Below are 26,549 nucleotides of genomic sequence, written 5' to 3'. Positions count from 1 at the left end.
CTCTTGGTTACTCGTTTGAACACATTTGGAATTGTCTTGGTGATATAAGGATGGCCATCGGCTGTTTCAAGGCGATGACTGTCTCGTCCTTTATGCGTTTACTCTTCGTCGTTCAGATAAGGGTCGGCAAAACCGAGTTCCTGCATGATGTCGCGCTCAAGCGCTTCCATCTCTTCGGCTTCCTCATCCTCGATATGGTCATAACCTAGCAGATGCAGACTGCCGTGCACAACCATGTGGGCCCAGTGGGCCTCCAGCGGTTTGTTCTGCTCAACAGCTTCCTGTTCCACCACCTGGCGGCAGATGACGAGATCGCCGAGCAGCGGCAGTTCCATGCCGGGTGGCGCCTCGAACGGGAAGGAGAGCACATTGGTGGGTTTGTCCTTGCCGCGATAGGTGAGGTTGAGCTCGCGGCTCTCCGCCTCGTCAACGATACGCACCGTCACCTCTGCCTCTTGCTGAAAGCCGAGTATGGTGCCGTCAAGCCAGCCTTGCAGCCTGGCTTCGCTCGGCAGATCTTCCGTCTGAGCGCAGGCCAGTTGCAGATCCAGGGTCACACTCATTGGGCACTCTCTTTATGGGCTTTGGCAGGGATGGACTCGGCCTGTTTGGCGTCGAACGCCTCGTAGGCCTGCACGATACGGGCGACCACAGGATGGCGTACCACGTCTTTGGATTCAAAGAAGTTGAACGACAGGCCGTCGACCCCTTGCAGCACTTCCAGGGCATGGCGCAGGCCGGACTTGGTGCTGCGCGGCAGATCCACCTGGGTGATGTCGCCGGTGACCACCGCCTTGGAGTTGAAGCCGATGCGGGTCAGGAACATCTTCATCTGCTCCGTGGTGGTGTTCTGGGCCTCATCCAGGATGATAAAGGCATCGTTGAGGGTGCGACCGCGCATATAGGCAAGCGGTGCTACCTCGATGATGTTGCGCTCCATCAGCTTCTCGACCCGCTCAAAGCCCAGCATTTCGAACAGGGCGTCGTAGAGCGGGCGCAGGTAAGGGTCAACCTTCTGGGAGAGATCGCCGGGCAGAAAACCGAGCTTCTCGCCCGCTTCCACCGCCGGGCGGGTCAGCAGGATGCGGCGTATCTCCTGACGTTCCAGCGCGTCCACGGCGGCGGCCACCGCCAGATAGGTTTTGCCGGTACCGGCCGGGCCAATGCCGAAGCTGATGTCGTGCTGGACTATGTTGGCGATGTACTGCGCCTGATTGGGGCTGCGTGGTTTGATGAGGCCGCGCTTGGTTTTGACCGTTACCTCCTTGCCATGGGGGATGCTGGCGGCCGGTTCGTCATCTTGCTCCAGCACCCGCGACTCCTGAATGGCCAGGTGCACCATCTCTGGCACTATGTCGGTCACCTTGCCGCCCTTGAGGGGCTGGGTTTCCACATAGAGGTGCTTGAGGATGACGGCTGCGGCATCCAGCTGGGCCGGTTTGCCAACCAGCTGGAAGTGGCTGTCACGGTAGCTGATCTCGACGCCGAGGCGGCGTTCCAGCTGCTTGATGTTGTCATCGAAGGGACCGCACAGGCTGGCGAGGCGCTGATTGTCGGCGGGCTCCAGATGCAGGTTCAGGGTCGAGATATGTCGGCTCAAAATATCCTCGTCTTGATGCAGTGCCCATCAGGCCAGGCCAGATGGGCACGAAGAGATTAGTGGGGAGTGAAGGCGGCTACGCCCAGCTCGTCCGGCACGTTATCTGGACGGCGTGCCAGGATCTCGCGTGGCGCCGTGGCAATGCGCAGGTTCATCTCATCCTCGCCGCGGATAAAACGACCGCGCAGGGAGTTGGGGCGTACCTCGGTGATCTCCACGTCGGCAAAGCCGCCGATCAGGGTGTGCAGCCCTTCGAAGTTGACCACCCGGTTGTTCTCGGTGCGGCCACACAGCTGCATGGGGTCGAGCCGGGAGGGGCCTTCCACCAGGATGCGCTGGGTGGAGCCCAGCATGGCACGGCCAATCTGCATCGACTGGTTGTTGATGACATGCTGCAGCCGGGCCAACCGGGCCTTTTTCACTTCCATGTCGACGTCGTCTGGCATGTCGGCGGCCGGTGTGCCGGGGCGCGGGCTATAGATGAAGCTGAAGCTCATGTCGAAGTTGATCTCTTCGATAAGCTTCATGGTGGCCTCGAAATCCTCGTCCGTCTCGTTCGGGAAGCCGACGATGAAGTCGGAACTGATGGTGATGTCGGGACGGGCGGCGCGCAGGCGACGGATCTTGGACTTGTACTCCAGCACGGTATGCGGGCGCTTCATCATGGTCAGGATGCGATCCGAACCGCTTTGCACCGGCAGGTGCAGGAAGCTGACCAATTCCGGCGTGTCCTTGTAGACCTCGATGATGTCGTCGGTGAACTCGATCGGGTGACTGGTGGTGTAGCGAATACGGTCTATGCCATCGATGGCAGCGACCAGTCGCAGCAGCTCGGCGAAGGAACAGATGCTGCCATCAAAGGTCGGGCCCCGGTAGGCGTTGACGTTCTGGCCCAGCAGGTTCACCTCGCGCACGCCCTGTTCGGCGAGCTGGGCGATTTCGTAGAGCACGTCGTCCATCGGCCGGCTCACCTCCTCGCCACGGGTGTAGGGCACCACGCAGAAGGAGCAGTATTTGGAGCAGCCTTCCATGATGGAGACGAACGCGGTGGCGCCTTCGGCACGGGGTTCCGGCATGTTGTCGAATTTTTCGATCTCGGGGAAGGCGATGTCCACCTGGGCACCCCGGCCTTCCTGCACCTGCTTGATCATGGCGGGCAGGCGATGCAGGGTCTGGGGACCGAAGACGATATCCACATAGGGGGCGCGAGTGCGAATGTTGTCCCCCTCCTGAGAGGCGACACAGCCACCCACACCGATCACCAGACCGGGCTTGTTGGCCTTGAGTTTTTTCCAGCGCCCCAGCTGATGGAACACCTTCTCCTGTGCTTTTTCGCGGATGGAGCAGGTATTCAGCAGCAAGACATCTGCCTCTTCGGGCTCCTCGGTCAGTTCATAGCCATTGCTGGCATCCAACAGGTCGGCCATCTTGGACGAGTCGTACTCGTTCATCTGGCAACCCCAGGTTTTAATGTGAAGTTTCTTGCTCATTGCTTCTCTTGACTTGTGTTGAAATCGGCATGGTCAAAGGACCGGGCATTTTACTCCGCAATCTGGATACTGCCTAGCTAATATCCAGCCCGTCATGGGGCTCTCTCCCTCTTGGCCCGCCGGTATTTGCTCGGGCTTTCTCCTTGATTTTGCGTGGCAATTCGCAATTTGTCTCACTGTTTCTGCCGGTCCCTTGCGGTATCATGTCTCCATTCGGTTTGGCCCCGTCTACCCTTGTCCGGGGCGTCCCCTTTCAGGAATCAAGTTATGGAACAGTGTGATATCGCTATTGTCGGCGCTGGCATGGTCGGTGCCGCTACCGCCTGTCTGCTGGCGGCGCAGGGCCTCTCCATTCGGGTGATAGAGACCCAATTGCCCGAGCAATACGCCTGCTCGCAGCCGCTGGATCTGCGGGTTTCCGCTATCAGCCAGGCCTCGGTGGCGTTGTTGGCTCAGGCCGGCGCCTGGTCGCACTTGCAGCAGATGCGACTCTGTTCCTACCGCCGGCTGGAGACCTGGGAGCTGGATGGTTTTGCCACCCGCTTCAATGCGGCCGATCTGGGCCTGCCCCTGCTTGGCTACATCATCGAAAACCGGCTGGTGCAGCTGGCCCTGCTCAAGCGGATGGAGGATTTTCCCAACATCCAGACCCACACACCGGCGGCGGTCACTCGCCTGCAGCAGGGGCGGAACGAGGCGGTGCTGACCCTGGACGATGGCACTGAACTCGCCGCCCACTGGGTGTTGGCCTGCGATGGCGCCGAATCCCAGATGCGTCGGCTGGCGGGCATAGGCGTGTCGCGCTTCGAGTATCGCCAGCACTGTATGCTGATCAATATCGACACAGCGTTTGCACAGGAGGACATCACCTGGCAGCAATTTACCCCGAGCGGCCCGCGTGCCTTCCTGCCGCTGCCCGGCCAGCATGGCTCCCTGGTGTGGTATGACAGCCCGGCCCGCATTCGCGCCCTGTCGGCCATGAGCAACGAAAGGCTGGGGGAGGAGGTGCGTCGCCACTTTCCGGCCCGGCTCGGCGGGTTTACCGTGACGGCCAAGGGGAGTTTCCCGCTGGTACGACGCCACGCCAATGACTATCACGCCGGTCGGGTGGTGCTGCTCGGCGATGCTGCCCACACCATCAACCCGCTGGCGGGGCAGGGGGTCAATCTCGGCTTCAAGGACGTGGCCTGCTGGGCCGGGTTACTGGAAAAGGCCGGTGCCGACTGGCATCAGCTGGCCCTGGCGGAGCGTTACGAGCGTCGCCGTCGCCCCGATAACCTGCTGATGCAATCGGGGATGGATCTCTTCTACGGGGTGTTCAGCAACGAGATAGGTCCCCTCAAGTTGGCCCGCAATCTGGCCCTCAATCTGGCGGACAAGGCAGGCCCGGTCAAGGAGATGGCGCTGCGCTATGCGCTGGGGCTGGTATAAGACGCCGAGCGCCATCACGAGGGATCTGAGTTCATGAACAAGGTACGGCTGGCGCTCGCTGGCCTATTTTCCATCTATTCCCGCTTTTCTGGCGAGTCGATGGCCCCCTTGCCGGTTTCCTCCGTCGGCGGCGAAAGCCGTGCCTCCAGCGCCTCGCAGATGCCGGCTCGTCGCTATGAGTACGATGGTCGTGAGTATTGTTCCCAGATGACCTCCTGCGACGAGGCAACCTGATTCCTGCAACACTGCCCGAATATGAAGATGGACGGGGAGGGGGAAGCTGGCGGTGGCCGATGCGGTGCTCTATTGCGTCAAAGGGGCGGGTAAACACCGCCGTCACTGTGCCAACTGTTGATCCTTGCTGCTGCTCTCATTCTGAATGCGCCCCTTCATGGGGCGCACTGTTTTGGCCGCCCGTGAGCGTCGGTATCAGCGCTCGGGAGTGGCCGATACCGGCGTGGGGTGGCTGGCGATCACCTGCCTGACGAAGTGATCCCGTATGGGGTCGGCCACATCAGGGTTCCATACCATGCTGACTTCCCACTCGGAGCCGGGGCCAAAGAGGGGGTAGAGAGTGACATCGGGGCGTGCGATAAAGCTGACGCTGCGCGGCAGTATGGCGTTGCCGATGCCAGCGGCCACCAGTGCCACCAGGGTCTGGATATCTTCGGCTTCCTGGATCATGCCCGTCAGCCGGTTGGCGCCGAGAAAACCGGCGATCTGCTGGCTGAGACCGGGACAGCGGCGGCCCACCATCTGCAGCAGTGGCTGGCTGGCCAAGGCGTGCTGGACATCGAATGCGGCCGGATCGGGCGCGGTCATCCGGGTCGGTACTGCCAGCACCAGCCGATCGATCAGCAGCCGGTGTTCCCGCAGCTGTGGTATCTGGGGCCTGCGCATAAAGCCAAGCTGCAACTGGCCGGAGATCAGCTGCTCCTGCTGGATGGCGGAGGGCATATCCTGCAGATGGACCATCACGTCCGTGACCTGCTGTTTGAAGCGGGCCACCAGCGCAGGGGCCAGTGCAAAGCTCGACAGGCCGAAACCAATCTTGAGCCGCCCGGCCACGCCACTCGCCACCGCCAGCGCGTGGCTTTCAAACTCCCTGCCGTGTTCGACCAGTGCGCTCGCCTGGGTGAGCAGCTGGGCGCCGATGGCCGTTAATCCGGCGCCGTGGCGACCGCGATTGAACAGGGTGCTGCCAAGGGCCTGCTCCAGCCCCTGGATCTGCTTGGTCAGGGCCGGTTGGGTGATGAACAGCCGGCTGGCTGCTTCCCGGTAGTTGGCGGTCTCGGCCAGCATCACGAATGCCTGCAGTTGCCTCAGGTCGAATTTCATTCCATATGGTTATCTAAAGTGGTGATTTATTGATTATAAATTATCTAATCGACTTGTTCTAATGGTCCGGTAAAGGGAGTCGCAGCTCCCTCCGACCTGAAACAAGGAGCCATATCATGTCGACTCAACGTTATCTTTTTTTGATCAAGGGCACGCTGGTGCTGGCCCAGCCATTGGCAGCACCTGAGACGGGGGAGCTGCTCGCCAGCCTGTTGCAACAGGGGTTTGTGGTCGGTCCCTTGCAGGTGTGGGCTGGCAGTGCCGAGCAGGCGCTGGCCTGTTATGAGCGTGCCGCCCAGCAACAGGCCTTTGCCGATGCGATCTCTGGCGCTGCACCCGAGTTGGCCGGGGTGTCTGCATGAGTACTGGTATGAGCGCCGATATGAGAACAGAAAGGAGTGCCGGCATGAGTAATATCACCTTGTCGGTATCCGCCCTGCTGCTCGATATGGATGGCACCCTGGTCTGCTCGACCGGTGATGTGGAGAAGGTGTGGCGGCTCTGGTGCCAGCATCATCAGCTTGCCCCCGAGCCGGTGCTGGCGATGTGCCACGGCATGCGCTCGCGGGAGGTGATCCGGGCGCTGGCCCCGCAACTGGATGTGGAGCGGGAGGCCGCGCGGCTCGACGAGCTGGAGATGCTGCATACCGGTGGCGAGGCCATCACCGGGTGTGACGAGCTGCTGCGCCGCTTGCCGCCACAGCGTTGGGCCATCGTGACCTCCGCCAGTGATCGGGTTGCTCGCCATCGCCTGAATTGTGCCGGTTTGCCGTTGCCCGCCGTGCTGGTGGGGGCCGAAGCGGTGACCAATGGCAAACCCGATCCCGAACCCTATCTGCTGGGCGCCGAACGGCTTGGCCGGTCGCCCGCTTACTGTCTGGTATTCGAGGATGCGCCGGCCGGTATCGAGAGCGCCTTGCATGCAGGCTGCACCGTGGTGCAGGTAGGGGGCGATGCGCCGCTCAATCCGGCGGTGGTGGCGGTGATCCGCGACTGGCGAGAGGTGAAGGTGGAGTTGGGGGAAGGCGAGTCCCTGCTGGTGACGCTGCCCGCCTGAGCGGCGGAGCGCGCGGCGGCCGCATATTGCGGTATGAGTTATCGCCATCAGCACGGCCTGCCGCAATAAAAACGCCCCCGAACTCCGGGGGCGTTTTGCTATCTCAACCGTTATTTGAACACGCGGAAACGGCTGGTGTCGTCGATAAAGGTCTTGTCTCCGGCCGGTTGCTTGATGCTGCCAAAGGGCATCTGGGCGCGCAACAGCCAGCTGGCGGGCAGGTTCCACTCCTTGCGCACCGCTTCGTCGATCAGCGGGTTGTAGTGCTGCAGGGAGGCGCCGATCTTCTCCTGAGCCAGGGTCGTCCAGACCGCAAACTGGGCAATGCCGGTGGCATGTTCGGACCAGATGGGGAAGTTGTCGGCATACAGCGCGAATTTCTGTTGCAGATCTTTGATGACGTCGGTGTCTTCGAAGAAGAGCACGGTACCGAAGCCGGCCCGGAAGCTGCCATCCACCTTGGCTTCACTTTGGGCATAGGCCTCCGGCGGTACTATCTTCTTCAGCTCCGCCTTGACGATGTCCCACAGCGTGTGGTGCTGGGCGCCAAACAGAATGACGGCGCGGGAGCTCTGGGAGTTGAAAGAGGAGGGGCTGTGCTTGATGGCATCCTGGATGAGGGCCGTCAGCTGCTCCGGTGTGTGAGAGACCTGGTCGCCCAGGGCATAGATGGTACGACGTGCTTTGATCTGTTCGATAAACGGACTGCTCATAACATCTCCTTGGTTTGACAGATAATCGCATTCGGTGGCCAGAGAGAAGGCCATCCGGCTACGATTGTGCAAGCTATAGACTATAACACCGCCTTCCCGCTTAACCGTCAACGCACAGTGGTCACTGTTTTTACTTTTTGTGGATATACATATGCACAGCCTGAATGAGTGCGCTCACATTGTTATCTTTTTTGTCAATTAGCCCTCGTTCAGCGTATTTAAATCAATGAGTAATCCGGTATTTTCACCATCAGATACTGTCACTCCGGCTGTTCGCCCTCTTTTCTGTTCGAGCGGGCCGACGACTGCCGCTATCAGCGCAAGTGGCTGGGGCGGGATCGCTGGCATCCCTCTTCGTCACCGGAGACTGGCGGTGAGTCTGGCTCCCCTTCGCTGACAATATCTGTCTTATCCCGGCGTGAGCGTAGCGGGCTGCGACAGTCCTGGCCGGGGGGAGATACCGCTCACCTTGTGCTGAACAGCATTTTTTTATCTTTATTTTCATATAATTAGTCTTTCATCTTGAGCGCCTTTTTCTGGCTCGGATGCTTTTGTATGAGGTGTCAGGCCGCGGGGGCCACTGGCGGAGTGGGCGGCGATTTGTATAGTGCAGGGGAAATTAATCAGGTTTGACAGGAGTATCCCATGGAGATGAAAAAGCACGGCATGAGCGCCCTGGCCCTGTTGGGCTCCCTGTTGCTGGTGAGCGGCGCAGTGCAGGCCTCGGAAACCCTCAACACCATACTCGGCGGTGGTGCCGGTGGCGTGGCGGGCACCATGATCGGCAAGGAGCTGGGAGGCGATACCGGCGCCCTGGTGGGAGCGGCCGTCGGTGGCGCGGCCGGTGGCGCCGCCACTGCCAACAAGGGCAACAAGAATGAAGCGGCCCTGGGGGGCGCCGTCGGTGCGCTGGGCGGGGCAGCCATCGGCAAGAGCGTGGGAGGCAGCACGGGCCAGCTGATCGGTGCCGGCATCGGCGGTGCCAGTGGGTCGGCCATAGGTGCCAAGACGGGAGATGGTCACAAGAGCAACAACGACCGCTACTACGACGATAGGCACAGGCACCACAAGAAACACAAGAAGCACAAGAAACACAGATGGCACCACGATGACTGATGTCAGCCGTGCTGGCTGGCGCACCATAGTGATGAGCCATAAGCAAAAGGGGCCAACCGGCCCCTTTTCGCATGCTGTGGTTCAGACCAGCCGGTGCTGGCGTCGTCCCTCGGCGAAGGCGTTGATGTTGTCGATCAGCTGATCCGCGAGACGCTGCATCGACTCCTCGCTGGCCCAGGCCACGTGTGGGGTCAGGATAAAGTTGGGGTATTGCAGGGCCTGCATCAGCGGGTGATCGGGGGGCGGCGGCTCGACGCTCGCCACGTCGAAGCCGGCACCACCGAGCCGGCCGTTGGCCAGCGCCCGCAGCAAGGCCTCTTCATCCACCAGACCGCCCCGGCCCACGTTGATCAGCAGCGCGCCCGGTTTCATCAGCGCCAGCTCCCGCTCGCCAATCAGGTGACGGGTGTAGGGGGTGAGCGGGCAGTGCAGGCTGATCACATCCGAGCTTTGCAGCAGCGCGTCCAGTGGCAGCCGATCTTCATCGTGACTGGCGCCCACCTGACTCTGGGCGTAGCGCACCTCCATGCCGATCCCCTTGGCCCGCTCGCCGAGCGCCTGGCCCAGGGTGCCCTTGCCGATGATGCCGAGCCGCTTGCCGTGCAGATCCATGATGGGGTGATCGAAGAAGCAAAACTGGCCGCTCTGCTGCCAGCGCCCCTCCTGCAGAGATTGGCGCCAGGCGAACACATTGCGCGACAGGGCCAGCATCAGCGCCATGGCGTGCTCCGGCACCGAGGGGCCCGAGTAGTTGCGGATGTTGCACACCCCGACGCCAGCGGCGCGGCATGCCTCCAGATCCACGTTGTCGCTGCCGGTGGCGGCCAGGGCGATGAGTTTCAGATCCGGCAACTGGGCCAGTTCGGCGGCACCGATGCGCACCTTGTTGATGATGGCAATGCTGGCGCATCGGAGCCGCTCCACCACCTGTTCGGGAGCCGTGCTCGCATGGCTTTGCCAGTGGTGGGGGAAGCCGGGATGGTGCAGGGTGACACCCGCATCCAGGGTATCGCTATCGAGAAAAACTATCTGCTGCATGACGCCTCCTGCCATTGGAGCCGTCATGATGCCAAATATGGGCGTCCGGGAGCCAGCCCGAACGGGCTCAGCGGCGATCTGATCGCGACGGATGTGAGGCAGGCAGCATTTTGGCGCGGCGGCAGGGCTCAGAGCCAACCGAGGTGGTTGAGCCAGCCCTGAATGCGGGTTGACGTCTCATCCAGATCCATCAGGGCGTAGGGACGGTAGTTGAGCTTGTGGCTGCGGCGGCTCTCGCTCTGGCGGGCCTCGGCGGCCAGCAGGGGCCAGCGGCCGCCCTCTTCCTGATAGAGATCCAGGGTCGGCATGGTGGCCTGGGCTATCTGCTTGGCCAGGGTCTGATTGCTCTGCTGATTGGGGAAGAAGCCGTCCAGCAGCACCAGAGCATCGGGGGCGGGCAGTTGCTCGCTGGCGATAAGGTTGACGGCCCAGGCGGCGCTGGTGCCCTGCGCCAGTATCAGCTTGAAGCCCCCCTCCTGCAGCTTGGCGTCCCCCAGCGTGCTGATGCGGGTGGCAAACTGCTTGCGAAAGTCATCAATGGCCTGCTGTTTCTTCTCGGCAGCGGGATCCAGCTCAATCTGTTGGGGGGAGGGGAGCAGCAGCAGGGTATCGAAGCCAAGCTGGCCGAGGGTGCGGGTCAGCTGCCACAGCTGGCCGCTGCGCTGCCAGTCCGGCAGCAGGATCGCCAGTCCGACATAGCTGTCGCTGTCGTGCTTGGCAAACAGCACCGTCTGCTTGTCTATCTGGATACTGTTGGGCAGCCCCTGCCAGTCGCTGTTTTGCCAGTAGTCGAGGGGCTGTGGCTTGGCGATGGGGGGCGCGACGTCGCTGGCCTGCGAAACGTGGCTTGCCAGCAGGGTCAGTAACAGCAGTGATAAGGATAATCTGGCCATAGTGCGCTCCCCGGTTAACTGGGTTAGCGGCACTGGGCCGGTTTTCTGAAGCGCGGGTATGGCATCAATAAAAAAGCGAGCCATTGGCTCGCTTTTTTGCATTCAACTCAAGGGGTCGATCAGGAGATGCGACGCTTGAATTCGCCGGTGCGGCTGTCGATTTCGATCTTGTCACCGATCTCTACGAAGGCGGCAACAGCCAGCTCGTAGGCAGTGCCCTTCAGGCGGGCAGGCTTGGTCACTTTACCGGAGGTGTCGCCACGGGCGGCCGGCTCGGTGTACTCAACTTCGCGCACTATGGTGGTCGGCAGTTCTACGGAGATGGCTTTCTCGTTGTAGAAAGTCACTTCGCAGATGTCTTCCATGCCGTCTACCAGGTAGTTCAGCACGTCACCCAGGTTGTCTTTCTCGACGTCGTACTGGTTGTACTCGGTGTCCATGAAGACATACAGAGGGTCGGAGAAGTAAGAGTAGGTGCACTCTTTACGCTCCAGCTGAACCACGTCCAGCTTGTCGTCGGCCTTGAATACGGTCTCGGTCGCGCTACCGTTGAGCAGACCCTTCAGTTTCATCTTGACCACGGCGGAGTTACGGCCGGATTTGTTGAACTCAGCCTTCTGGACCACCATCGGCTCGGTGCCGATCATGACTACGTTACCAGCGCGGATTTCCTGTGCGGTTTTCATGTAAAAAATTCCTGTTCGTGAAACGGACGGATAAAAACTGCCAGATTATATACGGCTTTCTAAAAATTTCACCAATCGCGTGACGAGATCCCCGTCCGTGAGTAGCTTCTGTGACCAGCTTCGCCCATGTTGCTGCCAACTGGCGTTATATCGGGGCCATTGGGCCCAAAGTTCGCAGGTCTGCTCCCCCTGATTGAGGGCGTGGCTGAAGGCGCGCAGCCACTGGGCTGTGTCCGGGGGCAAGTCTGCCAGGTAGTGATCGAGAAAACCGTCCAGCTTGACCATGTGGGCCTGCTCTTCCTGCGGGTAGATGTGCCACAGGAAGGGACGGCTGGCCCACTGGGCCCGCACGAAGGAGTCCTCGCCGCGCACCAGATTGAGATCGCAGCTCCACAGCAGCTGATCGTAACCGGCCTGATCCGTCATGGGCAGCAGCTTGATGGTGAGGTTGCCCGAGTGGAGCAGGTCACCCGCCTTGGCGGTGGCGATAGCTTGTTCAAGGCCAGCGCCGCGCAGCACATCCTGTAGCGAGCGACCGAGCGGCAGCAGCAAGGTGACAGGGGTTGGGCTTTGGCACCAGCTTGCAACCAGGCTCACCAGCGCGTCGCTCTCGTAGGTAAAGAGGCTGACCCGCAGCTCGTTCTCTTGTTGCGCGGGCAAACCGAGGCTGGCCCAGTAAGCGGCAAGGCCCGCCTTATCCTGTTGCCACTGATCGCGTTCGGCGATGAGCCCACGCTCGCAGAGCAGACCACCGGTTTTAGCCGTGAAGCCCGGGAAGAAGAAGTATTTGTTGAGGCTCTGGTTGCCGACCCGCTGGGGCGAGGCGAGGCCGTGGCAATCCTCGACCCAGCTCTCCGCCGAGAGGTACTCCAGATTGACCCAGCAGGGGGATGGTGTGAGCCCGGCCATGCGATCGATAAAGGGGGCGGGCAGTTCGCAGGCGAACGCTTCTATGACCACCTTTGCCGGGAGAACATCCGCCGGCAGGGCGTCGTGCCAGAGCTGGATATAGATGCCGGCTACCCACTGGCCATCCTGCGCGGGATCGAGTCCCGGGCAGATGCGGGCGAAGCTGGCCAGATCGTCCACCCAGAGCCGCACCTTACCATGCCCCTCCTGCTCCAGCTGGCGGGCGAGCCGCCAGGTGACGCCAATGTCACCGAAGTTATCCACGACGCAGCAGAAGATATCCCAGTCGAATGGCGGCAGATTGCTTGGCGAAGAGGTCGTCATGTCAGGGATCCGATGGAAATGAGAGATACAAAAAAACCGGTGTGCAGGGTAGCACACCGGTGGATTGGCTTCTAAGGGGGCATTGACCCTCTCCCTGCTCCCCCTGGCAGAGGGGGCGTCGTCATTCTGCTTGCCTCAGCTTTTTGCGCTCGTGGCTAGCAGGGGCCGGTTTACTCCTTGCCGTAGACGTTGTTCTCTTGCTCGCGCCCCCGGATGAAGGTGGTGTGTGCTGAGTTCAGCGCCTTTCTCGGGACAGGCTCACTCCTTGCCGTAGACGTTGTTCTCTTGTTCACGCACCCGGATGAAGGTGGTGCGTTTGGTCAGCTCTTTGAGTTGGCTGGCGCCGACGTAGGTGCAGGTGGATCGCACGCCACCCAGGATGTCGCGCACCGTGTTCTCGACCGGGCCGCGATAGGGCAGCAGCACGGTTTTGCCCTCGGATGCGCGATAGTCGGCGACGCCGCCGGCGTGCTTGTCCATGGCACTCGATGAGCTCATGCCGTAGAACTTCATAAAAGGGGCGTCATCCACGTCAACCACTTCGCCACCGCACTCCTCGTGGGCTGCCAGCATGCCGCCCAGCATCACGAAGTCGGCGCCACCGCCGAACGCCTTGGCCACGTCCCCCGGGCAGGTACAGCCGCCGTCACCGACGATCTGGCCACCGAGGCCGTGGGCCGCATCGGCGCACTCTATGATGGCAGAGAGCTGGGGGTAGCCGACACCTGTCTTGACCCTGGTGGTGCAGACCGAGCCCGGGCCTATGCCGACCTTGACGATGTCGGCGCCGGAGAGGATCAGCTCTTCCACCATCTCGCCGGTCACCACGTTGCCGGCCAGGATGACGTGGTTCGGGCAGGCTTCACGTATTTTGCGCAGGAACTCGACGAAATGCTGGGAGTAGCCGTTGGCCACGTCCACGCAGATGAAGCGCAGGGCTGTTGACATGGCCAGGATCTGGCGGGTCTTGATGAAGTCCTCTTCGGAGGTGCCGGTCGATACCATCACATGACCGAGCAGGGTCGGGTCTGTCTCGCTCACGAACGTTTGCCACTGCGCAAGGCTGTAGTGCTTGTGTACCGCCGTCATCATCTCGAAACCGGCCAGGGTTCTGGCCATGGCGAAGCTGCCGACGGTATCCATGTTGGCGGCGATGACGGGGACGCCCTGCCATTGAGTCTGGGTGTGCTTGAAGGTGAACTGACGGGTCAGGCTAACTTGGGAACGGCTCTTGAGAGTAGAGCGCTTGGGGCGAAACAGAACATCCTTGAAACCGAGCTTCAAGTCTTCTTCGATACGCATGACGAATTCCTTATTGAGCCTTGTTGAAAGTCACTTTTGCAGTGGTCAATTTTCGGCAGGCGCAAAAAAACCGGTGGTTTTCAGGGCCTCCGGTTTACAACAGTGTAGGCACAAATCCCGCCAGAACAAGACTGATAATTCGCTCATCATTGTGTTAGCCTTTGGCGTCACAACCTGAGTGCGGCGCTGGGTGTCATCCAACACCACCTTTCGGTTTGAACCTCCCTGCGAACATAGCCCTCAATCACGCCTTTTTACCCACCCATGTTGCGCCTCCGACCCTGGCAGAACAAGCCCGCCAGCCGCCGGGTTTCGCCAGTTGACAGCCGCCGTTTGCATCCTCATTCTTGGCCTCTCGGGCCAGCCTGGGCCCTGTCTGGACGAGGAACTGACATGTTTGGATCGCGAATGATGCCGCTGTTGCTGCTTGCCTGCCTCTCCCTGCCGGGGGCGGCCCGTGCCGTCTCTGCTCCCGCCGTGTATGGCTGGATCGAGAAGGGGCTCCTCATGCCAAGCGGCGTGGCGGTGAAGATGAAGCTGGATACCGGGGCGCTCACCTCCTCGATGGATGCACGGGATCTGCACCACTTCAAGCGCGATGGCAAACCCTGGGTGCGCTTTACCTTGCAGCTGACGGATGCCAACACCGCCCAGCAGGTGCGCCAGACCCTGGAGCGGCCGGTGGAGCACATGGTGACGGTGCGCGGCGCTGGCGGCATGGAGCAGAGACCCACTGTCACCATGGCTATCTGCCTGGGTGACAAGGTGTATGAGGAGTGGTTCACCCTGCGGGATCGCAGCAAGATGATCTATCCGGTGCTGCTTGGTCGCCGTCTGCTGGCGGATCTGGGGGCCGTGGATGCGAGCCGTACCTTCACGGTGCAGCCCGGCTGCCGCTGAGTGGTGTCGCACCGATGCGCTGCAAACAACAGAAACGGGGGCTCAGGCCCCCGTGTGCTATGTGCGCCGACTCGATTTTATGAGGAAGGCCGCGGCGGAACAGGCAGCAGCACGCTCACCTCCAGCCCTCCCTCTGGCCGGTTGTGGATATCCAGATCCGCGCCGTGCAGCTGGGCGATGCGCGAAACGATGGCCATGCCGAGGCCGACGCCGTCTCCCTGCTGGGGATTGACCCGAAAGAAGCGTTCGCACAGGCGTGGCAGGGCGGCGGTGGGGATACCGGGGCCAGTGTCGCGGATATCGACCCTGACCCTGTTACCTTCGTGCCGCACCTCGACCGCAATCTCACCCCGGGCTGGGGTGTAGCGCAGCGCATTGTCGATAAGGTTGCTGAACATCAGATCCAGCAGGGTGGCCTGGCCCATCACGGTCAGCTGCTCCGCCCCCTCCAGCGACAGCTGCTGATCCTTTTTCAGGGCGATGGGGGCCAGGGTCGCCAGCGTACCTCGCAGCAGCTGGTTCAGGTTGAGCTCGGTCAGCGTCACTCCCTGCTGGCTGTCGATGCGGGCCTGAGTCAGCAGCTGGCGCAGCAGGCGATCGCTGCGATCGAGCGCCAGCAGCATCTTTTGCAATGCCTGCTCGCGGCTGGCGTTATCTTCGGCAGCCAGCGCATTTTCACTGTGTATGCGCAGCACCGCCAGCGGGGTGCGCAGCTCGTGTGCCGCCTCGTTAGTGAACTGTTTCTCCCGCTCTATGGTGTCGGCCAGCGCGTGCATCAGGCGGTTGAGCTCGTTGGTGAGCGGGGTCAGCTCCTGGGCGCGGATCTTCAGGTTGAGCGGGCTCAGATTGGCGGGGTGACGTTCGCCTATGGCCTGGGCCAGCAGCCGCAGCGGCGCCAGACCACGGGAGATGAGCCACCACAGCAGGCCGAGCAGGAAGGGCAAGGTGATCAGCAGCGGCAACATGGTCAGGATGGCTATCTTGCTGGCCAGTTCGCTGCGCTCGTCGTCCCGCTCTGCCACCACCAGCCAGGTATGTTCATCCTGGTTGTAGAGGGTGAAGGTGCGCCACTGATGCTGGTCTTTTTCGACCGTGTTGAAACCGGGTGCCAGTTCGACCAGCGGCTGGCTTGGGGCGCTGGGGGAGCGCAGCAGTATGCTGCCCTGCTCGTTCAGCAGTTGGAAGTAGAGGTTGCGCTCGAACTCGTGGCCGAAGGGGGTCAGCTCCCTGTCTTCGCCGCGCAGATTGAGGCTGGTGTCCTTCTGCCACTGATCCGGGTTTTGCTGCTCCCAATCTTCGTAGACGGTGCCGTTGGCGGGCAGATCGCCATTTTGCTCCAGATAGCGGCTGAGCAACTGGTTGGTGATGCGGGCAGATTGGGCGAGGCGGGCATCGAACAGCTCCTCCATCTCATGGCTGGCCTCGAGATAGCCGATGAGGGCACTGATAGCCAGGCTGGCACTGACCAGAGCCAGTATGCCTGAGAGCAGAAAATGGCGGATGGAGCGGGGACGATTCATGCCCGGTTGTCTCTGTGTTGTGGCAGTTCAAGCTGCGGAATGATGTAGCCGACCCCGCGAATATTGCGAATGAGGTCGCTGTAGAACTTCTTGCGCAGGTGGTGGATATGGACCTCCACCGCGTTGCTTTCGGCGCCTTCGTCCCAGCCATAGAGGCTCTGTTGCAGCTGATCCTTGCTCAGTACCCGGCCGCTCTGGGTGATGAGCTCCTTCAGCAGCTTGTATTCATGAGGGGTCAGTTTGACCGGTTCGCCCCGATAGGTGACCTGCTGTGACTCGGGATTGAGCAGCAGTTCGCCATATTCCAGTATCGCCTGAGCCTGGCCCTTGCTGCGCCGCACCAGAGCGCGCAGACGGGCGTTGAGCTCCTGCAGGGCGAAGGGTTTGACCATGTAGTCATCGGAGCCAGCATCCAGCCCCAGTACCCTGTCGTCCAGGGCATCGCGGGCGGTGAGGATCAGCACGGGCAGTGTCTGGCCCTCCCGTCGCAACTTGCATAGCAGGCTGATGCCGTCGATATCCGGCAGGTTGAGATCCAGAATGAGGGCCGCAAACTCTTCGCTCTTGAGTACCTGCAGGGCGGGCAGCCCCTGCTGCAACCAGTCCACCGTATAGCCACTACTGCGCAGGGCATCCACCATGCCATCGCCCAGCATCACATCATCTTCGACCAACAGGATCCGCATAGTCACTACCCCTTAAACGACGCTGCCCACCAGTATGCAAGCGGGCGGGCAGAGTTTAAATAGCTGTTTGATCCAGCTTGATTTTATAGCTTGGCAAGGCGGTCCCGGATCTCGATGCGACGACCCTGATCTGCCACCTCGCGGCCGGGGCGGTCCGGCGCCGCCAGTGCCTTGTCCAGATAGGTTTTGGCTTCGTCCTTGCGGCCCTGATCGAGCAGGAAGTCGCCGTAGAAGAAGTTGGGATCTATGCCGGTCGGGTTGATGGCCAGCGCCTGCTTGAGCAGCTGTTCGGCCTTCTCGTTATCGCCAAATCCCACCGGCCAACCCGGCACCTGATAATAGAGCGAACCCAGGCTGGTGTAGGCGGAGCCTTCCAGCATCTTGGGATCCTGCTTGAGGGCTATCTCCAGCTTGGCCTTGGCCTCCTTGACCAGACCCAGGGCCCCCAGCCCGCCCTTGGCGCCGGCCCAGCTGCTCTTGACGATGGCCGACCAGATCAACAGGTCGGTACGAAAGGCTTCCTTGGCGCTGGCCTCATCGGCCTGGCTGCTCAATTGCTCCAGGCAGCTCTCCTTGGCCTTGCCGGTCTGCTGATACTGGCAGACGGCCCACTGTTGCTGGATGACGTGCAAGGAGTCGGCGGCCTGAGCCAGGCCAGAGCCCAGCGCGAGGAGCAGGATAGCGCTATGACCCAAACGGGGGCGGAGAGTGGCGTGCTTCATGTTAACGTTCCTTCTCTGTCATGACGGCGGTGGGGTTGCCTTTGCCCGCCGCGGGTGGGGGCGGCGAGTGGCGAGCGTAGCGCTCTATGATGGGTTTTTGTTTGGCCAGTGCCCGGTCAACGAGGCCGGGTAGCAGGGCGTTGAGTCGCACGAACAGCTTCTCCGGCCAGCCGAGCCAACTGCGGCGAGTCTCGTTGCACAGGGCGATGACGGCGGCTTCGGCCACGTCCTGCGGGCTGTCAGTCTGGGTGCCAAGCTCGGCGTTCATCTCGTAGGCCGCCTCCGAATTAAGGCGGGTACGGGTGGCGCGGGGGGCGAAGTGCAGCACCTTGATACCGGTGCCTTCCAGCTCGCGGCCCAGCGCCTCGCTAAAGCCGCGCAGGGCGAACTTGCTGGCGCAGTAGACGCTGTAACCCGCATAGCCGATGGCGCCGAAGCTGGAGCCTATGTTCATTACCACGGCGGGTTTGCGCAGCCGGGGCAGCAGGGCGCGGGTCAGCTGGATCGGCGCCTCGATATTAAGCAGCAGCTGGCGTTCTACCTGCTCCACACTCTGATCTTCCAGCCAGGCAAACTGGTTGCAGCCAGCGTTGTTGATCAGCACGTCCAGCCCCTCCTCCAGCGCGGGATGTTGCAACAGCCGGGCCCGCTCCTGAGGAGATCCCAGATCGGCGATCACTATCTGATGGCGCTCCGGGTACGGCAGCTCCTTGCAGAGGCGCTCCAGCACGCTGGCTCTGCGTCCATGCAGCAGCAGGTGCGCCCCCTGGGCCGCCAGCGCTTGGGCCAGCGCTTCGCCGATCCCGCCGCTCGCGCCCGTGAGCAACACCTTTTTTCCTTCAAGCTTCATGATGCTTGTGTTTCCGTGAGTTGATAGAGCATGTCGGCGTAGAGGCGGTAAACCACCTTGGCCGAGTGAATGATGGCGGCTTGATCCGCCGGGTTTTCGACCCGATCCATCAGCGATTCGAAGAACTTGAGGTGCTCCTGATCCAGTGCGCCGTGGGAGCTCAGGTAGCTCATCGCCTGAGGGGGCAGACCTAGGCCCTTTTTCAGCTGGTCTGCCACGGTGAGGGCGATGGCGACGCTGGTGCCTTCCAGCACCTGCACCATGCCAAAGAAGCCCATGGGGTTGCCGCGCTGTATCTGGTCATAGAGAAAGGCCACCATCAGCTCGATGGGCAGCCCGGGCTGGCCGTGCCGCACCGCCTCGGCATCGCCGCCACAGGCGCGGATATCGTTTAAGATCCATTCTTGGTGGCCATACTCCTCATCGATATATTCGGCAATGGCGCCGCGTACCCACTCATACTCCTGACCCAGCTTGCCGCCGGTGGCCATCAACAGCGGCACAGTGTGGCGCACGTGATAGAAGGCCTGGGAGAGGAAGCGCAGATAGGTGTCACGGGAGATCTCGCCCTTGCGACACGCCTCTATGATGGGGGCCTTGAACAGATGCTCCCGATCCGGGGCTGTGGCTTGTTGCAGCAGGTGATAGAAGCTCATGAAGTTTCTCCTGTAAGGCATTGGCTTATTTGCCGGGAAAAGTGGTGAAAGATCCGCTCGCGGCGGGGGCGACCGTTGGCGGTCAGTAGGTCGGGATGCTGATCCAGTGCCACCGGTAGCCAGTGATGGATACGGGCGTAATCGGGCAGGCGGTGGTTGAGCTGCGCTATCTGTTGGGTCAGTTGGGCGTCTGCACCGGGCAGCGGCTGGATAAGGGCCACGTTGGCGGGCTGGCCGTCGCCGAAGATCACGATGCGGGCGATGGCCGGGCAGAGCTGGGCTTCCGCCTCGATCCACTCGGGGGAGAAGTTGCGACCGAAGGCGGTGATCTGCACGTTCTTCTTGCGGCCCGTGATGTGCAGATAGCCCTCATCATCCAGGCGGCCCAGATCGCCGGTGGCAATCTGCTGGGGGACAGCAAGCTGGAGCCGTTGTGGCTCCTCAGCCCCCAGATAGCCGAGCATAGCGGCTCCTTCCACCAGAATTTCACCGTCGGCGGCGATCGATACCCGGCAGTGGGGCAGCGGTTGGCCGACGCTGCCAAGGCTGTGTCCATCCGGGCCATTGAGTGCAACGACTGAGCCGCATTCCGAGAGGCCATAACCTTCATAGACCGGCAGTCCCAGCTTGCGAGCGCGACTGATGAGCTCGGGCGAGACCTTGCCCCCGCCCACGGCGACGAAACGCAGCGCCGCCAGCTGTTTGGCCAGTGCCGGATTGGCGTTGCACAGGGCCAGCAGCAGGCGCAGCAATTCGGGCACCAGCACCAGACTGTGGGTGGGCCAGCGCAGCAGGGCCTGGGCCAGGGTGGCGGGATCCAGTTTGCTGGAGCCGGAAAAGCCCAGCTCCCCCAGCGAGGGAATATGGCTGTTGGCGCCGGTGAGCAGTGGCACGTAGAGGCCGGTCAGGTTCTCCAACAGGGTGGTCAGTGGCAGCAGAGTCAGGTGCTTTTCGACCCCGGCCGGGGCGACACGCTGCGCCAGCGATTCGCAGACCGCCATCATATGTGCAAGGGAGAGGCAGACCCCCTTGGGTTGCCCCGTGCTGCCGGAGGTGTAGGTGATCTTGGCCGTGCCAGCAGGTAGGGGAGTTATGTGGGGCGGCTCTTTGCGCCACAGTGGCAGCTCACCGATCGAGAGGTGCAGCGGTTCGCTTGCTTGCCAGCCCGGGTGATGGGGGCCGATCAGGGCGTCGGCCCCGCTGCTCTCCAGCAGCCACTCCTGTTGCTCCGGGCTGAAAAAGTGGGGGACCGGGATCACCACTATGCCAGCCTTGGCACAGGCCAAATCGATCAGTGCCCAGGGCAGGCCGTTGTCCAGTTGCAGCGCCAGCCGGGCAATACCAGCCTGTTGCAGGCGTTCGGCCAGGGCGGAGATCTGCAACCACAACTGTGCGTAGCTGATGCGATGCTCGCTGCCGCTCAGGGCCGGGCTGTGGGGCGCATGACGGGCGAAGTGGGCTATCTGGTCAAACAGCATCATAAGGCGCTCCGGTGCGGGCAGTTGAACAGGAATGGCATGGGCGCCAGCAGGGAAAGCAGCAGGCTGCCCTGGGTCAGCGCCTGACGTCCCTGGCCGAGATCCCCGACCATCACCTTGGGCTGGCAGTGGTAATAGGCGCCCCAGGCGCTGGCATCGTCACCCACCTTGTCGGCTTGGGCGGGAGCCAGCTCGACCGGGGTGAGGTGCAGGCGATGGAAGCTGTTGCGCAGCTTGGCGGTGCCGGTGAACACAACGTAATCGAGGTCGTTGTCACACAGCAGGCGGCACAGCGCGGCAAACATCAGGCGGGCGTTGCCTGGTTCGCTGCAAGCCAGATTGCCCACCTCGACGATGCGATCCCGCCGGGCGCGTACCCCCAATCGGGTTTCGATGGCGGCCTCTATGGGGTGGTCCAGATACTGTTCCAGATAGAGATGCTCAGTGCTGGCCAACTTGAGGCCACAAGCACCCACCAGGATGCCATCTGCCCGATAGAGACCGAGCAGGCAGGGCAGGAAATGGGGAATGCGGGCGTCGAACTCGTGGCTGTAGGCCGCCTGTATGTAGGCCTGCAACGCCATGACCTGCTCTTGGGTATCGGCCAGCACCAAACGGTAGGGTGCTTGAATGTCTGTGGTCATGGATGGCTCCTTCTGGTCTGTTGCTGTCAGACTAAATGGGCAAACTTAAGAAACCCTTAAGAGGGGAAAATAAGTGTCGATTTGTACCGGTAGGTGGTGAAAAACGGGGTTGTCAGCCAAATGGCAGGCCATGATCCCCGGGGACAAACCCCTTGTCAGCGGCGGTCAGGGCAGGCAAGCTGGCGCCCATTTCGAGCCCATCCCGGATTGGGCCAGCCACTCTCGTGAGGAAACCCCATGTGCCCGTCCCCTTGCCCGCTGTGCGGTGCAGTCGACTCCTATGTGCTGCCGGTGGCCGGCAAGCAGTACCATCGTTGCCAGGCCTGCGAGCTGGTCTGGCTGGATGCCAGCGGCCATCTGGCGCCAGCGGCGGAGAAGGCGGTTTATGACGGTCACGATAATCAGGTGGATGATCCCCGTTATCGCGCTTTTTTGATGCGGGCCTTTGGCGAGGTGTTGAGTCGGGTGCCGCTGCCTGCCAGTGGTCTCGATTTCGGTTGCGGCCCGGGGCCGGCGCTGGTGGCCATGGGCACAGAGGCGGGCTACGAGATGGCGGGTTACGACAAGTTCTATGCCGACTTCCCTGAGTTGCTGACGCGGCAGTATGACTTCATCACCAGCACCGAGGTGATCGAACATATCGCCGAGCCGCGCGCCGTGCTGGACGGGCTATGGGGCTGCCTCAAGCCAGGCGGCATCCTGGTGTTGCAGACCCAGCGGGTGCTCAGCGACGAGCGTTTCAGGAGCTGGCGCTACCGCCACGACCCGACCCACATTGTCTTCTTTGCCGAGGCCTCGTTTCGCGCCCTGGCGGCCCGCTGGCAGGCCGACGTTCTCTTTCCCCATGCCGATGTGGCCGTCATCACCAAACCCTGAGCGGGGCATTTTCATTTACCGCCGAGTTGGGCATGCTGATGACCTGACCGCAGGACGTTGCTTCCCCGTTTATCATCGCACTGGCGCGGCGAGCGCGGCACCCTGAAACCAAGGAGTGGTTTTTCATGTCGATGCCCCATCTCTCGCTGATGGACGCCCGTCATCTGCAACTGGCGGCCAGTGGCTGCTGACCCCGCGCCTGCAATACGGCGCCATTCCCCCCCCTGCTGGCTCTGTGGCGCGATCTCGACGGCTCCTGATGGATGTGATCGATACTGCCCTCGGAACTAAGCGGCAAAGGGTTGTCAAGGAGGACAAGATGAACCGAGCCATGCGGCTGTTGATAGGATTGGGGGCGTCGTTGCGACGGTTTGCCAAGTGACATCGAGCAGCTGATGAGCGAGAGCGGTCTGCTCACCCTCACCCAGCCCAGTCGCAAGGGCTGGCCATGTGTCTATGCGCTGCTGATCCGTCTCAATCAGGTGCTCATCGACTTTCAGGGAAGTGATGACAGCGACGAGGTGATGCGCAGATTCTTGCCGCCGGTGAAGTGAACGTCATAAAAAAACCGGGCACTTGGCCCGGTTGGTCATTCAGTCAGGATGCGCTTACTGGAATACCAGCACCATCAGCAGACCGACGGTAATGGCAGACACCAGGAAAGCGAAGCCATAGAACACATAGTGGTGCAGCTTGGTGGTGTGGATCCCCAGATCGTGCAGGCCGTGGTAGATACGGTGCATGCCGTGCCAGATGGGCAGGGCGATGATCACCAGCAGGATGCAGGCACCCCACCAGGAGCTGGCGAACTCGAGTACACGTTCGTAGCTCATGGTCTCCACGTCCATGATGCCCATGGGCACCAGCAGACCTGTGATGAGGACAATCACCGGCAGCAGCATGGCAACCACCATGCCACCGGCACCAAACAGACCCCAGTAAATGGGTTCGTCAGAACGTCTCATTATTTTCTCCTCAAGCCACGATGATCAGGATCAGCAGGGATACCACTGCCAGCGCCACATACTGGGCGATAACGATAGGCTTCTCCGGCACCAGGTCTTCACCACGGAAGATACGCATGGCCTTGGGCGCCAGGGCGAACCAGGTCTTGGCGTGGAACAGGCAGGCTGCCAGTGCGATCACGTGGAACAGGATGGCCACCGGGCTTTGCAGGGATTCCAGCCAGCCGTTAAACGCTTCCTGACCCTGGACCAGACGCAGCAGACCCCACATCAGCACAACGGCATAGATGGAGACGAAGATGCTGGTGCCTTCGCGGATCATGTAACCGGTGTAGAAGGCATTCTTCAGCCACCAGTCTTTCTTCATTTCGCGGACGTAAGGCTTACGTTTGCTATTGGTGTTGTTCATGGTCTCATTCCTGATCTCAATCTGGCTTGAACATGGCGATCATGTAGTCCTTGGCGCTCTCGACCTTGCCAAGCTGGATGGCTGCGGCCGGATCCACACCCTTGGGGCAGACATCGGAGCAATAACCCACGAAGGTACAACCCCAGACGCCTTCATCCTGGCTGATGATCTTCATCCGCTCTTTGGACGCGCTGTCGCGGTTGTCGGCGTTGTAGCGATAGGCCAACGCCAGTGCCGCCGGACCGGTGAACTTCTTGTTGATGCCATATTGCGGGCAGGCGGCGTAGCACAGACCACAGTTGATGCACTGGGAGAACTGGTGATACTTGGCCATTTCAGCAGGGGTCTGCTTGTATTCGCCATCACACAGGCTGCGCGGTTCGCTCGGGATGATGTAGGGCTTGATGCTCTCCAGCTTCTCGATGAAATCGGACATGTCGACCACCAGGTCACGCTCAATCGGAAAGTTGTTGAGCGGCTCGATAGTCATCTTGCCTGGCAGATAGTCGCGCAGGAACGCTTTGCAACCCAGCTTGGGTACACCGTTGACCATCATGCCGCAGGAGCCGCAGATCGCCATCCGGCAGGACCAGCGGAAGCTCAGGGTAGAGTCCAGGTGATCCTTGATGTATTGCAGGGCATCCAGCAGAGACATCTCTCTGAGGTACGGTACCTGGAAGGTTTGCATCCAGGGTTCATTGTCCTGCTCTGGGCGGTAGCGCAGGATTTCAATTTCAATCATCTCAGCCATTCTTCTTAGCCTCGTCTTGTTTCTCACCCTCGGAACCGTACACGCGCTTGGCCGGTTGGGATTTAGTGATCTTCACATCGGAATAATCGATGGTCGGGGCGCCTTCCGGTGCGTAGAAGGAGAGAGAGTGCTTGAGGAAGTTCACGTCATCACGCTCCTCATAACCGTCCAGACGCTGGTGGGAACCACGAGACTCTTTACGGTTGATGGCGGAGTGAGCCATGGCTTCGGCCACGTCCAGCATGTAGCCCAGTTCGATGGCGTACAGCAGATCCGTGTTGAAGACAGAGGACTTGTCGTTGATTTTGACCTTTTTGTAACGGGCTTTCAGCTCGTTGATCTTGTCGATGGTGCCCTGCATCAGCTCTTCGGTACGGTAGATACCGACACCGGCTTCCATGGACAGGCCCAATTCGTTGCGGATATCCGCCGGATTTTCGGTACCGTCGATGTCCATCAGCGAGAGGTGCTGTTTGATCAGCGCTTCGGCTTTGGCGAGCAGTGCTTCGGTATTGCCGTGCTGCTGAGTCGCTGCGAATTCGGCAGCCTGTTCACCCGCCAGCTTGCCGAATACCACGATCTCGGACAGGGAGTTGGAACCCAGACGGTTGGCACCGTGCAGACCCACAGAAGCACACTCGCCTGCGGCATAGAGGCCTGGCATGCGGGTTGCGCACAGACTGTTGGTTTCGATACCACCCATGGTGTAGTGGGCAGTCGGACGTACCGGGATCGGCTCTTTGGCCGGATCCACACCCACGTAGGCTTTGGCCAGTTCGCAGATGAAAGGCAGACGCTCTTTCAGGTACTTCTCACCCAGGTGGCGCAGGTCAAGGTGAACCACATCGCCCATCGGGCCCTGGATCACGCGGCCTTTTTGCTGCTCTTGCCAGAATGCCTGAGAGAGACGGTCACGCGGACCCAGCTCCATGTGTTTGTTTTTTGACTGGCCAATCGGGGTTTCCGGGCCCAAGCCGTAGTCTTGCAGGTAACGGTAGCCATCTTTGTTCAGCAGAACACCACCCTCACCACGGCAACCTTCGGTCATCAGGATACCGGTACCAGGCAGGCCGGTCGGGTGATACTGGACGAACTCCATATCACGCAGCGGTACGCCGTGACGATAAGCCAGCGCCATGCCGTCACCGGTGACGATGCCACCGTTGGTGTTGTAGCGGTAAACACGACCCGCACCACCGGTAGCCATAATCACGGATTTGGCCTGGATGAAACGGGTAATGCCGTTCTGGATGTCAAAGGTCAGAACACCTTGTACACGGCCATCATCCACGATCAAATCGAGACAGAAATGCTCATCGAAGCGCTTGATGGTCGGGTATTTGATAGAGGTCTGGAACAGGGTATGCAGAATGTGGAAACCGGACTTGTCTGCTGCAAACCAGGTGCGGGGGATCTTCATTCCACCAAAAGGACGCACGTTGGCTTTGCCATCCGGCTTGCGGCTCCAGGGGCAACCCCAGTGCTCAAGTTGGACCATCTCTTTGGTGGCGTTGTTGACGAAGTAGTCGACCACGTCTTGCTCGCACAACCAGTCACCACCGGAAACGGTGTCATTGAAATGGTTTTCGAGTGAGTCGTCATCGCGTACTACGCCTGCCGCACCGCCTTCCGCAGCCACTGTGTGGCTACGCATCGGATAGACTTTGGAAATCAGGGCGATTTCGAGTTCCGGATGGGCTTCTGCAATGGCGATAGCGGCACGCAGGCCAGTACCACCGGCACCGATGATAGCAACATCGGTCTTGATAATATCCACATCTGCCTCCTTAAGGGATAGATTTGCTGGGCACGATTTTGCGCTATAAAAAAAATTCAGGCTTGATGCAAGTCAAACTGGTTTGTTTTAGTGCTTGGCAATGGTGACTTTTATCAAAATCACCCCATTCCCTGGATGAAAACGCCGTAATTATCGCCATCCTTCAGTTATCGGTATCAGCCGCTGTTATTTCTATGGTTATTTTAAGCTCAGGATTATATGTAGTTTTCTTTCAAAAAAATGAGAAATGCCTCTCTTTTTAGGTATTACCCATAAAGTTTTTAAGTTTTTTATCAAAAATATTTAATAAGAATTATTCGCTGATTGGCTAATGGCGCGCAATAGTTAGAAAAACTAATCATAAAGTTGGTGGTGATGTGTTGCTTTATGACGAGTTTCCGCATCGTATGAGAATTTC

General features: G+C 60.7%; 28 protein-coding genes and 1 pseudogene. 8 read left to right on the top strand and 21 right to left on the bottom strand.

All coding sequences use genetic code 11. From position 1 onward, the window contains the following. Positions 1 to 98: 98 nt before the first annotated feature. From ybeY to miaB, 3 genes are read right to left on the bottom strand one after another with little or no spacing between them, the layout of a single operon-like run. Positions 99 to 563 carry an rRNA maturation RNase YbeY gene (gene ybeY, locus BN1129_RS04280; protein ID WP_042034711.1) on the bottom strand — a complete coding sequence of 155 codons (465 nt, stop codon included), beginning with the start codon at positions 561 to 563 and terminating at the stop codon, positions 99 to 101. Then, positions 560 to 1,600 (bottom strand): PhoH family protein, encoded by a 1,041-nt coding sequence (locus BN1129_RS04275; protein ID WP_042034709.1) that lies wholly within the window; start codon positions 1,598 to 1,600, stop codon positions 560 to 562. The genes ybeY and BN1129_RS04275 overlap by 4 nt, the downstream gene beginning before the upstream one ends. Positions 1,601 to 1,656: 56 nt before the next feature. After that, positions 1,657 to 3,090 carry a tRNA (N6-isopentenyl adenosine(37)-C2)-methylthiotransferase MiaB gene (miaB, locus tag BN1129_RS04270; protein WP_042034708.1) on the bottom strand — a complete coding sequence of 478 codons (1,434 nt, stop codon included), beginning with the start codon at positions 3,088 to 3,090 and terminating at the stop codon, positions 1,657 to 1,659. 267 nt (positions 3,091 to 3,357) lie between these two features. Between miaB and BN1129_RS04265 the strand changes: the two genes are divergently transcribed. Further along, positions 3,358 to 4,521, top strand: coding sequence for an FAD-dependent monooxygenase (locus BN1129_RS04265; RefSeq protein WP_042034706.1), 1,164 nt, complete (start codon positions 3,358 to 3,360; stop codon positions 4,519 to 4,521). A 33-nt stretch (positions 4,522 to 4,554) separates the two neighbouring features. Next, positions 4,555 to 4,755: a hypothetical protein gene (locus BN1129_RS04260; RefSeq protein WP_084204567.1), complete on the top strand. Its 201-nt coding sequence runs from the start codon at positions 4,555 to 4,557 to the stop codon at positions 4,753 to 4,755. Positions 4,756 to 4,950: 195 nt separating this feature from the next. Here the strand turns inward: BN1129_RS04260 and BN1129_RS04255 are convergent, their stop codons facing one another. Further along, positions 4,951 to 5,859, bottom strand: a complete 909-nt coding sequence (locus BN1129_RS04255) for a LysR family transcriptional regulator (protein ID WP_042034705.1) — start codon at positions 5,857 to 5,859, stop codon at positions 4,951 to 4,953. Positions 5,860 to 5,975: 116 nt separating this feature from the next. On the opposite strand from BN1129_RS04255, the gene BN1129_RS04250 reads away from it, so the two are divergent. Together BN1129_RS04250 and BN1129_RS04245 are read left to right on the top strand one after the other, a co-directional pair. Then, positions 5,976 to 6,221 carry a hypothetical protein gene (locus BN1129_RS04250; protein ID WP_042034703.1) on the top strand — a complete coding sequence of 82 codons (246 nt, stop codon included), beginning with the start codon at positions 5,976 to 5,978 and terminating at the stop codon, positions 6,219 to 6,221. Positions 6,222 to 6,265: 44 nt separating this feature from the next. Next, positions 6,266 to 6,916 (top strand): HAD-IA family hydrolase, encoded by a 651-nt coding sequence (locus tag BN1129_RS04245; protein ID WP_042034702.1) that lies wholly within the window; start codon positions 6,266 to 6,268, stop codon positions 6,914 to 6,916. Positions 6,917 to 7,026: 110 nt separating this feature from the next. On the opposite strand, the gene BN1129_RS04240 is transcribed toward BN1129_RS04245, so the two are convergent. Then, positions 7,027 to 7,629 (bottom strand): nitroreductase family protein, encoded by a 603-nt coding sequence (locus BN1129_RS04240; protein ID WP_042034700.1) that lies wholly within the window; start codon positions 7,627 to 7,629, stop codon positions 7,027 to 7,029. Positions 7,630 to 8,274: 645 nt separating this feature from the next. On the opposite strand from BN1129_RS04240, the gene BN1129_RS04235 reads away from it, so the two are divergent. Continuing rightward, positions 8,275 to 8,745 (top strand): YMGG-like glycine zipper-containing protein, encoded by a 471-nt coding sequence (locus BN1129_RS04235; RefSeq protein WP_042034698.1) that lies wholly within the window; start codon positions 8,275 to 8,277, stop codon positions 8,743 to 8,745. 81 nt (positions 8,746 to 8,826) lie between these two features. Here BN1129_RS04235 and BN1129_RS04230 read toward each other — a convergent pair whose 3' ends face one another. The 5 genes from BN1129_RS04230 to BN1129_RS04210 form a co-directional block, all read right to left on the bottom strand. Then, a complete protein-coding gene (locus BN1129_RS04230; RefSeq protein ID WP_042034697.1) occupies positions 8,827 to 9,783 on the bottom strand; it encodes a D-2-hydroxyacid dehydrogenase in 957 nt (318 codons plus the stop codon). Between the two features lie 128 nt (positions 9,784 to 9,911). Continuing rightward, positions 9,912 to 10,676, bottom strand: coding sequence for a DUF3530 family protein (locus BN1129_RS04225; RefSeq protein WP_042034695.1), 765 nt, complete (start codon positions 10,674 to 10,676; stop codon positions 9,912 to 9,914). A 119-nt stretch (positions 10,677 to 10,795) separates the two neighbouring features. Next, entirely contained in the window at positions 10,796 to 11,362 is a 567-nt protein-coding gene (efp, locus tag BN1129_RS04220; protein ID WP_042034694.1) for an elongation factor P, read from the bottom strand. A 45-nt stretch (positions 11,363 to 11,407) separates the two neighbouring features. Continuing rightward, positions 11,408 to 12,595: an elongation factor P maturation arginine rhamnosyltransferase EarP gene (gene earP / locus BN1129_RS04215; RefSeq protein WP_042034693.1), complete on the bottom strand. Its 1,188-nt coding sequence runs from the start codon at positions 12,593 to 12,595 to the stop codon at positions 11,408 to 11,410. A 258-nt stretch (positions 12,596 to 12,853) separates the two neighbouring features. Then, positions 12,854 to 13,897 (bottom strand): GMP reductase, encoded by a 1,044-nt coding sequence (locus BN1129_RS04210; RefSeq protein ID WP_042034691.1) that lies wholly within the window; start codon positions 13,895 to 13,897, stop codon positions 12,854 to 12,856. 393 nt (positions 13,898 to 14,290) lie between these two features. Here BN1129_RS04210 and rloA3 point away from each other — a divergent pair, with 393 nt between their 5' ends. Continuing rightward, a complete protein-coding gene (gene rloA3, locus BN1129_RS04205) occupies positions 14,291 to 14,797 on the top strand; it encodes a retropepsin-like aspartic peptidase RloA3 (RefSeq protein ID WP_042034690.1) in 507 nt (168 codons plus the stop codon). Between the two features lie 77 nt (positions 14,798 to 14,874). On the opposite strand, the gene BN1129_RS04200 is transcribed toward rloA3, so the two are convergent. From BN1129_RS04200 to BN1129_RS04170, 7 genes are all read right to left on the bottom strand, one after another. Then, complete coding sequence (locus BN1129_RS04200) at positions 14,875 to 16,317, bottom strand: ATP-binding protein (RefSeq protein WP_042034689.1); 1,443 nt, start codon at positions 16,315 to 16,317, stop codon at positions 14,875 to 14,877. Then, on the bottom strand, positions 16,314 to 17,003 hold the full coding sequence (locus BN1129_RS04195) for a response regulator (RefSeq protein ID WP_042034687.1): 690 nt from the start codon (positions 17,001 to 17,003) through the stop codon (positions 16,314 to 16,316). The genes BN1129_RS04200 and BN1129_RS04195 overlap by 4 nt, the downstream gene beginning before the upstream one ends. A gap of 83 nt (positions 17,004 to 17,086) precedes the next feature. After that, entirely contained in the window at positions 17,087 to 17,725 is a 639-nt protein-coding gene (locus tag BN1129_RS04190) for a tetratricopeptide repeat protein (RefSeq protein WP_042034686.1), read from the bottom strand. A 1-nt stretch (position 17,726) separates the two neighbouring features. Continuing rightward, complete coding sequence (locus tag BN1129_RS04185) at positions 17,727 to 18,575, bottom strand: SDR family oxidoreductase (protein WP_042034685.1); 849 nt, start codon at positions 18,573 to 18,575, stop codon at positions 17,727 to 17,729. Next, positions 18,572 to 19,231 carry an iron-containing redox enzyme family protein gene (locus BN1129_RS04180; protein ID WP_042034683.1) on the bottom strand — a complete coding sequence of 220 codons (660 nt, stop codon included), beginning with the start codon at positions 19,229 to 19,231 and terminating at the stop codon, positions 18,572 to 18,574. Before BN1129_RS04180 ends, BN1129_RS04185 begins: the two co-directional genes overlap by 4 nt. Continuing rightward, complete coding sequence (locus BN1129_RS04175; RefSeq protein WP_042034682.1) at positions 19,228 to 20,712, bottom strand: AMP-dependent synthetase/ligase; 1,485 nt, start codon at positions 20,710 to 20,712, stop codon at positions 19,228 to 19,230. Before BN1129_RS04175 ends, BN1129_RS04180 begins: the two co-directional genes overlap by 4 nt. Next, the gene (locus tag BN1129_RS04170) at positions 20,709 to 21,353 is read right to left on the bottom strand and encodes a thermostable hemolysin (RefSeq protein WP_042034681.1); all 645 of its coding nucleotides are present in this window, start codon (positions 21,351 to 21,353) and stop codon (positions 20,709 to 20,711) included. Before BN1129_RS04170 ends, BN1129_RS04175 begins: the two co-directional genes overlap by 4 nt. 237 nt (positions 21,354 to 21,590) lie before the next feature. Here BN1129_RS04170 and BN1129_RS04165 point away from each other — a divergent pair, with 237 nt between their 5' ends. Next, on the top strand, positions 21,591 to 22,229 hold the full coding sequence (locus BN1129_RS04165; protein ID WP_042034680.1) for a class I SAM-dependent methyltransferase: 639 nt from the start codon (positions 21,591 to 21,593) through the stop codon (positions 22,227 to 22,229). A 359-nt stretch (positions 22,230 to 22,588) separates the two neighbouring features. Further along, positions 22,589 to 22,783: pseudogene (locus BN1129_RS04160) on the top strand (hypothetical protein); the annotation flags it as partial. A 54-nt stretch (positions 22,784 to 22,837) separates the two neighbouring features. Here the strand turns inward: BN1129_RS04160 and frdD are convergent. Genes frdD through frdA form a run of 4 tightly spaced genes read right to left on the bottom strand, consistent with a single transcriptional unit; the run spans position 22,838 to position 26,131 of the window. Further along, positions 22,838 to 23,194, bottom strand: a complete 357-nt coding sequence (frdD, locus tag BN1129_RS04155; protein ID WP_042034677.1) for a fumarate reductase subunit FrdD — start codon at positions 23,192 to 23,194, stop codon at positions 22,838 to 22,840. 10 nt (positions 23,195 to 23,204) lie between these two features. After that, positions 23,205 to 23,603 (bottom strand): fumarate reductase subunit C, encoded by a 399-nt coding sequence (locus BN1129_RS04150; protein WP_042034676.1) that lies wholly within the window; start codon positions 23,601 to 23,603, stop codon positions 23,205 to 23,207. Between the two features lie 16 nt (positions 23,604 to 23,619). Continuing rightward, positions 23,620 to 24,354: a succinate dehydrogenase/fumarate reductase iron-sulfur subunit gene (locus BN1129_RS04145; RefSeq protein WP_042034675.1), complete on the bottom strand. Its 735-nt coding sequence runs from the start codon at positions 24,352 to 24,354 to the stop codon at positions 23,620 to 23,622. Beyond that, positions 24,347 to 26,131 (bottom strand): fumarate reductase (quinol) flavoprotein subunit, encoded by a 1,785-nt coding sequence (gene frdA / locus BN1129_RS04140; protein ID WP_042034674.1) that lies wholly within the window; start codon positions 26,129 to 26,131, stop codon positions 24,347 to 24,349. The genes BN1129_RS04145 and frdA overlap by 8 nt, the downstream gene beginning before the upstream one ends. Positions 26,132 to 26,549 lie beyond the last annotated feature (418 nt).

Origin of the sequence: Aeromonas popoffii, from assembly GCF_000820025.1 — a bacterium.
In the GTDB taxonomy this organism is placed as follows: Bacteria; Pseudomonadota; Gammaproteobacteria; order Enterobacterales; family Aeromonadaceae; genus Aeromonas; species Aeromonas popoffii.
This window is presented reverse-complemented; position numbering and strand designations above follow the sequence as displayed.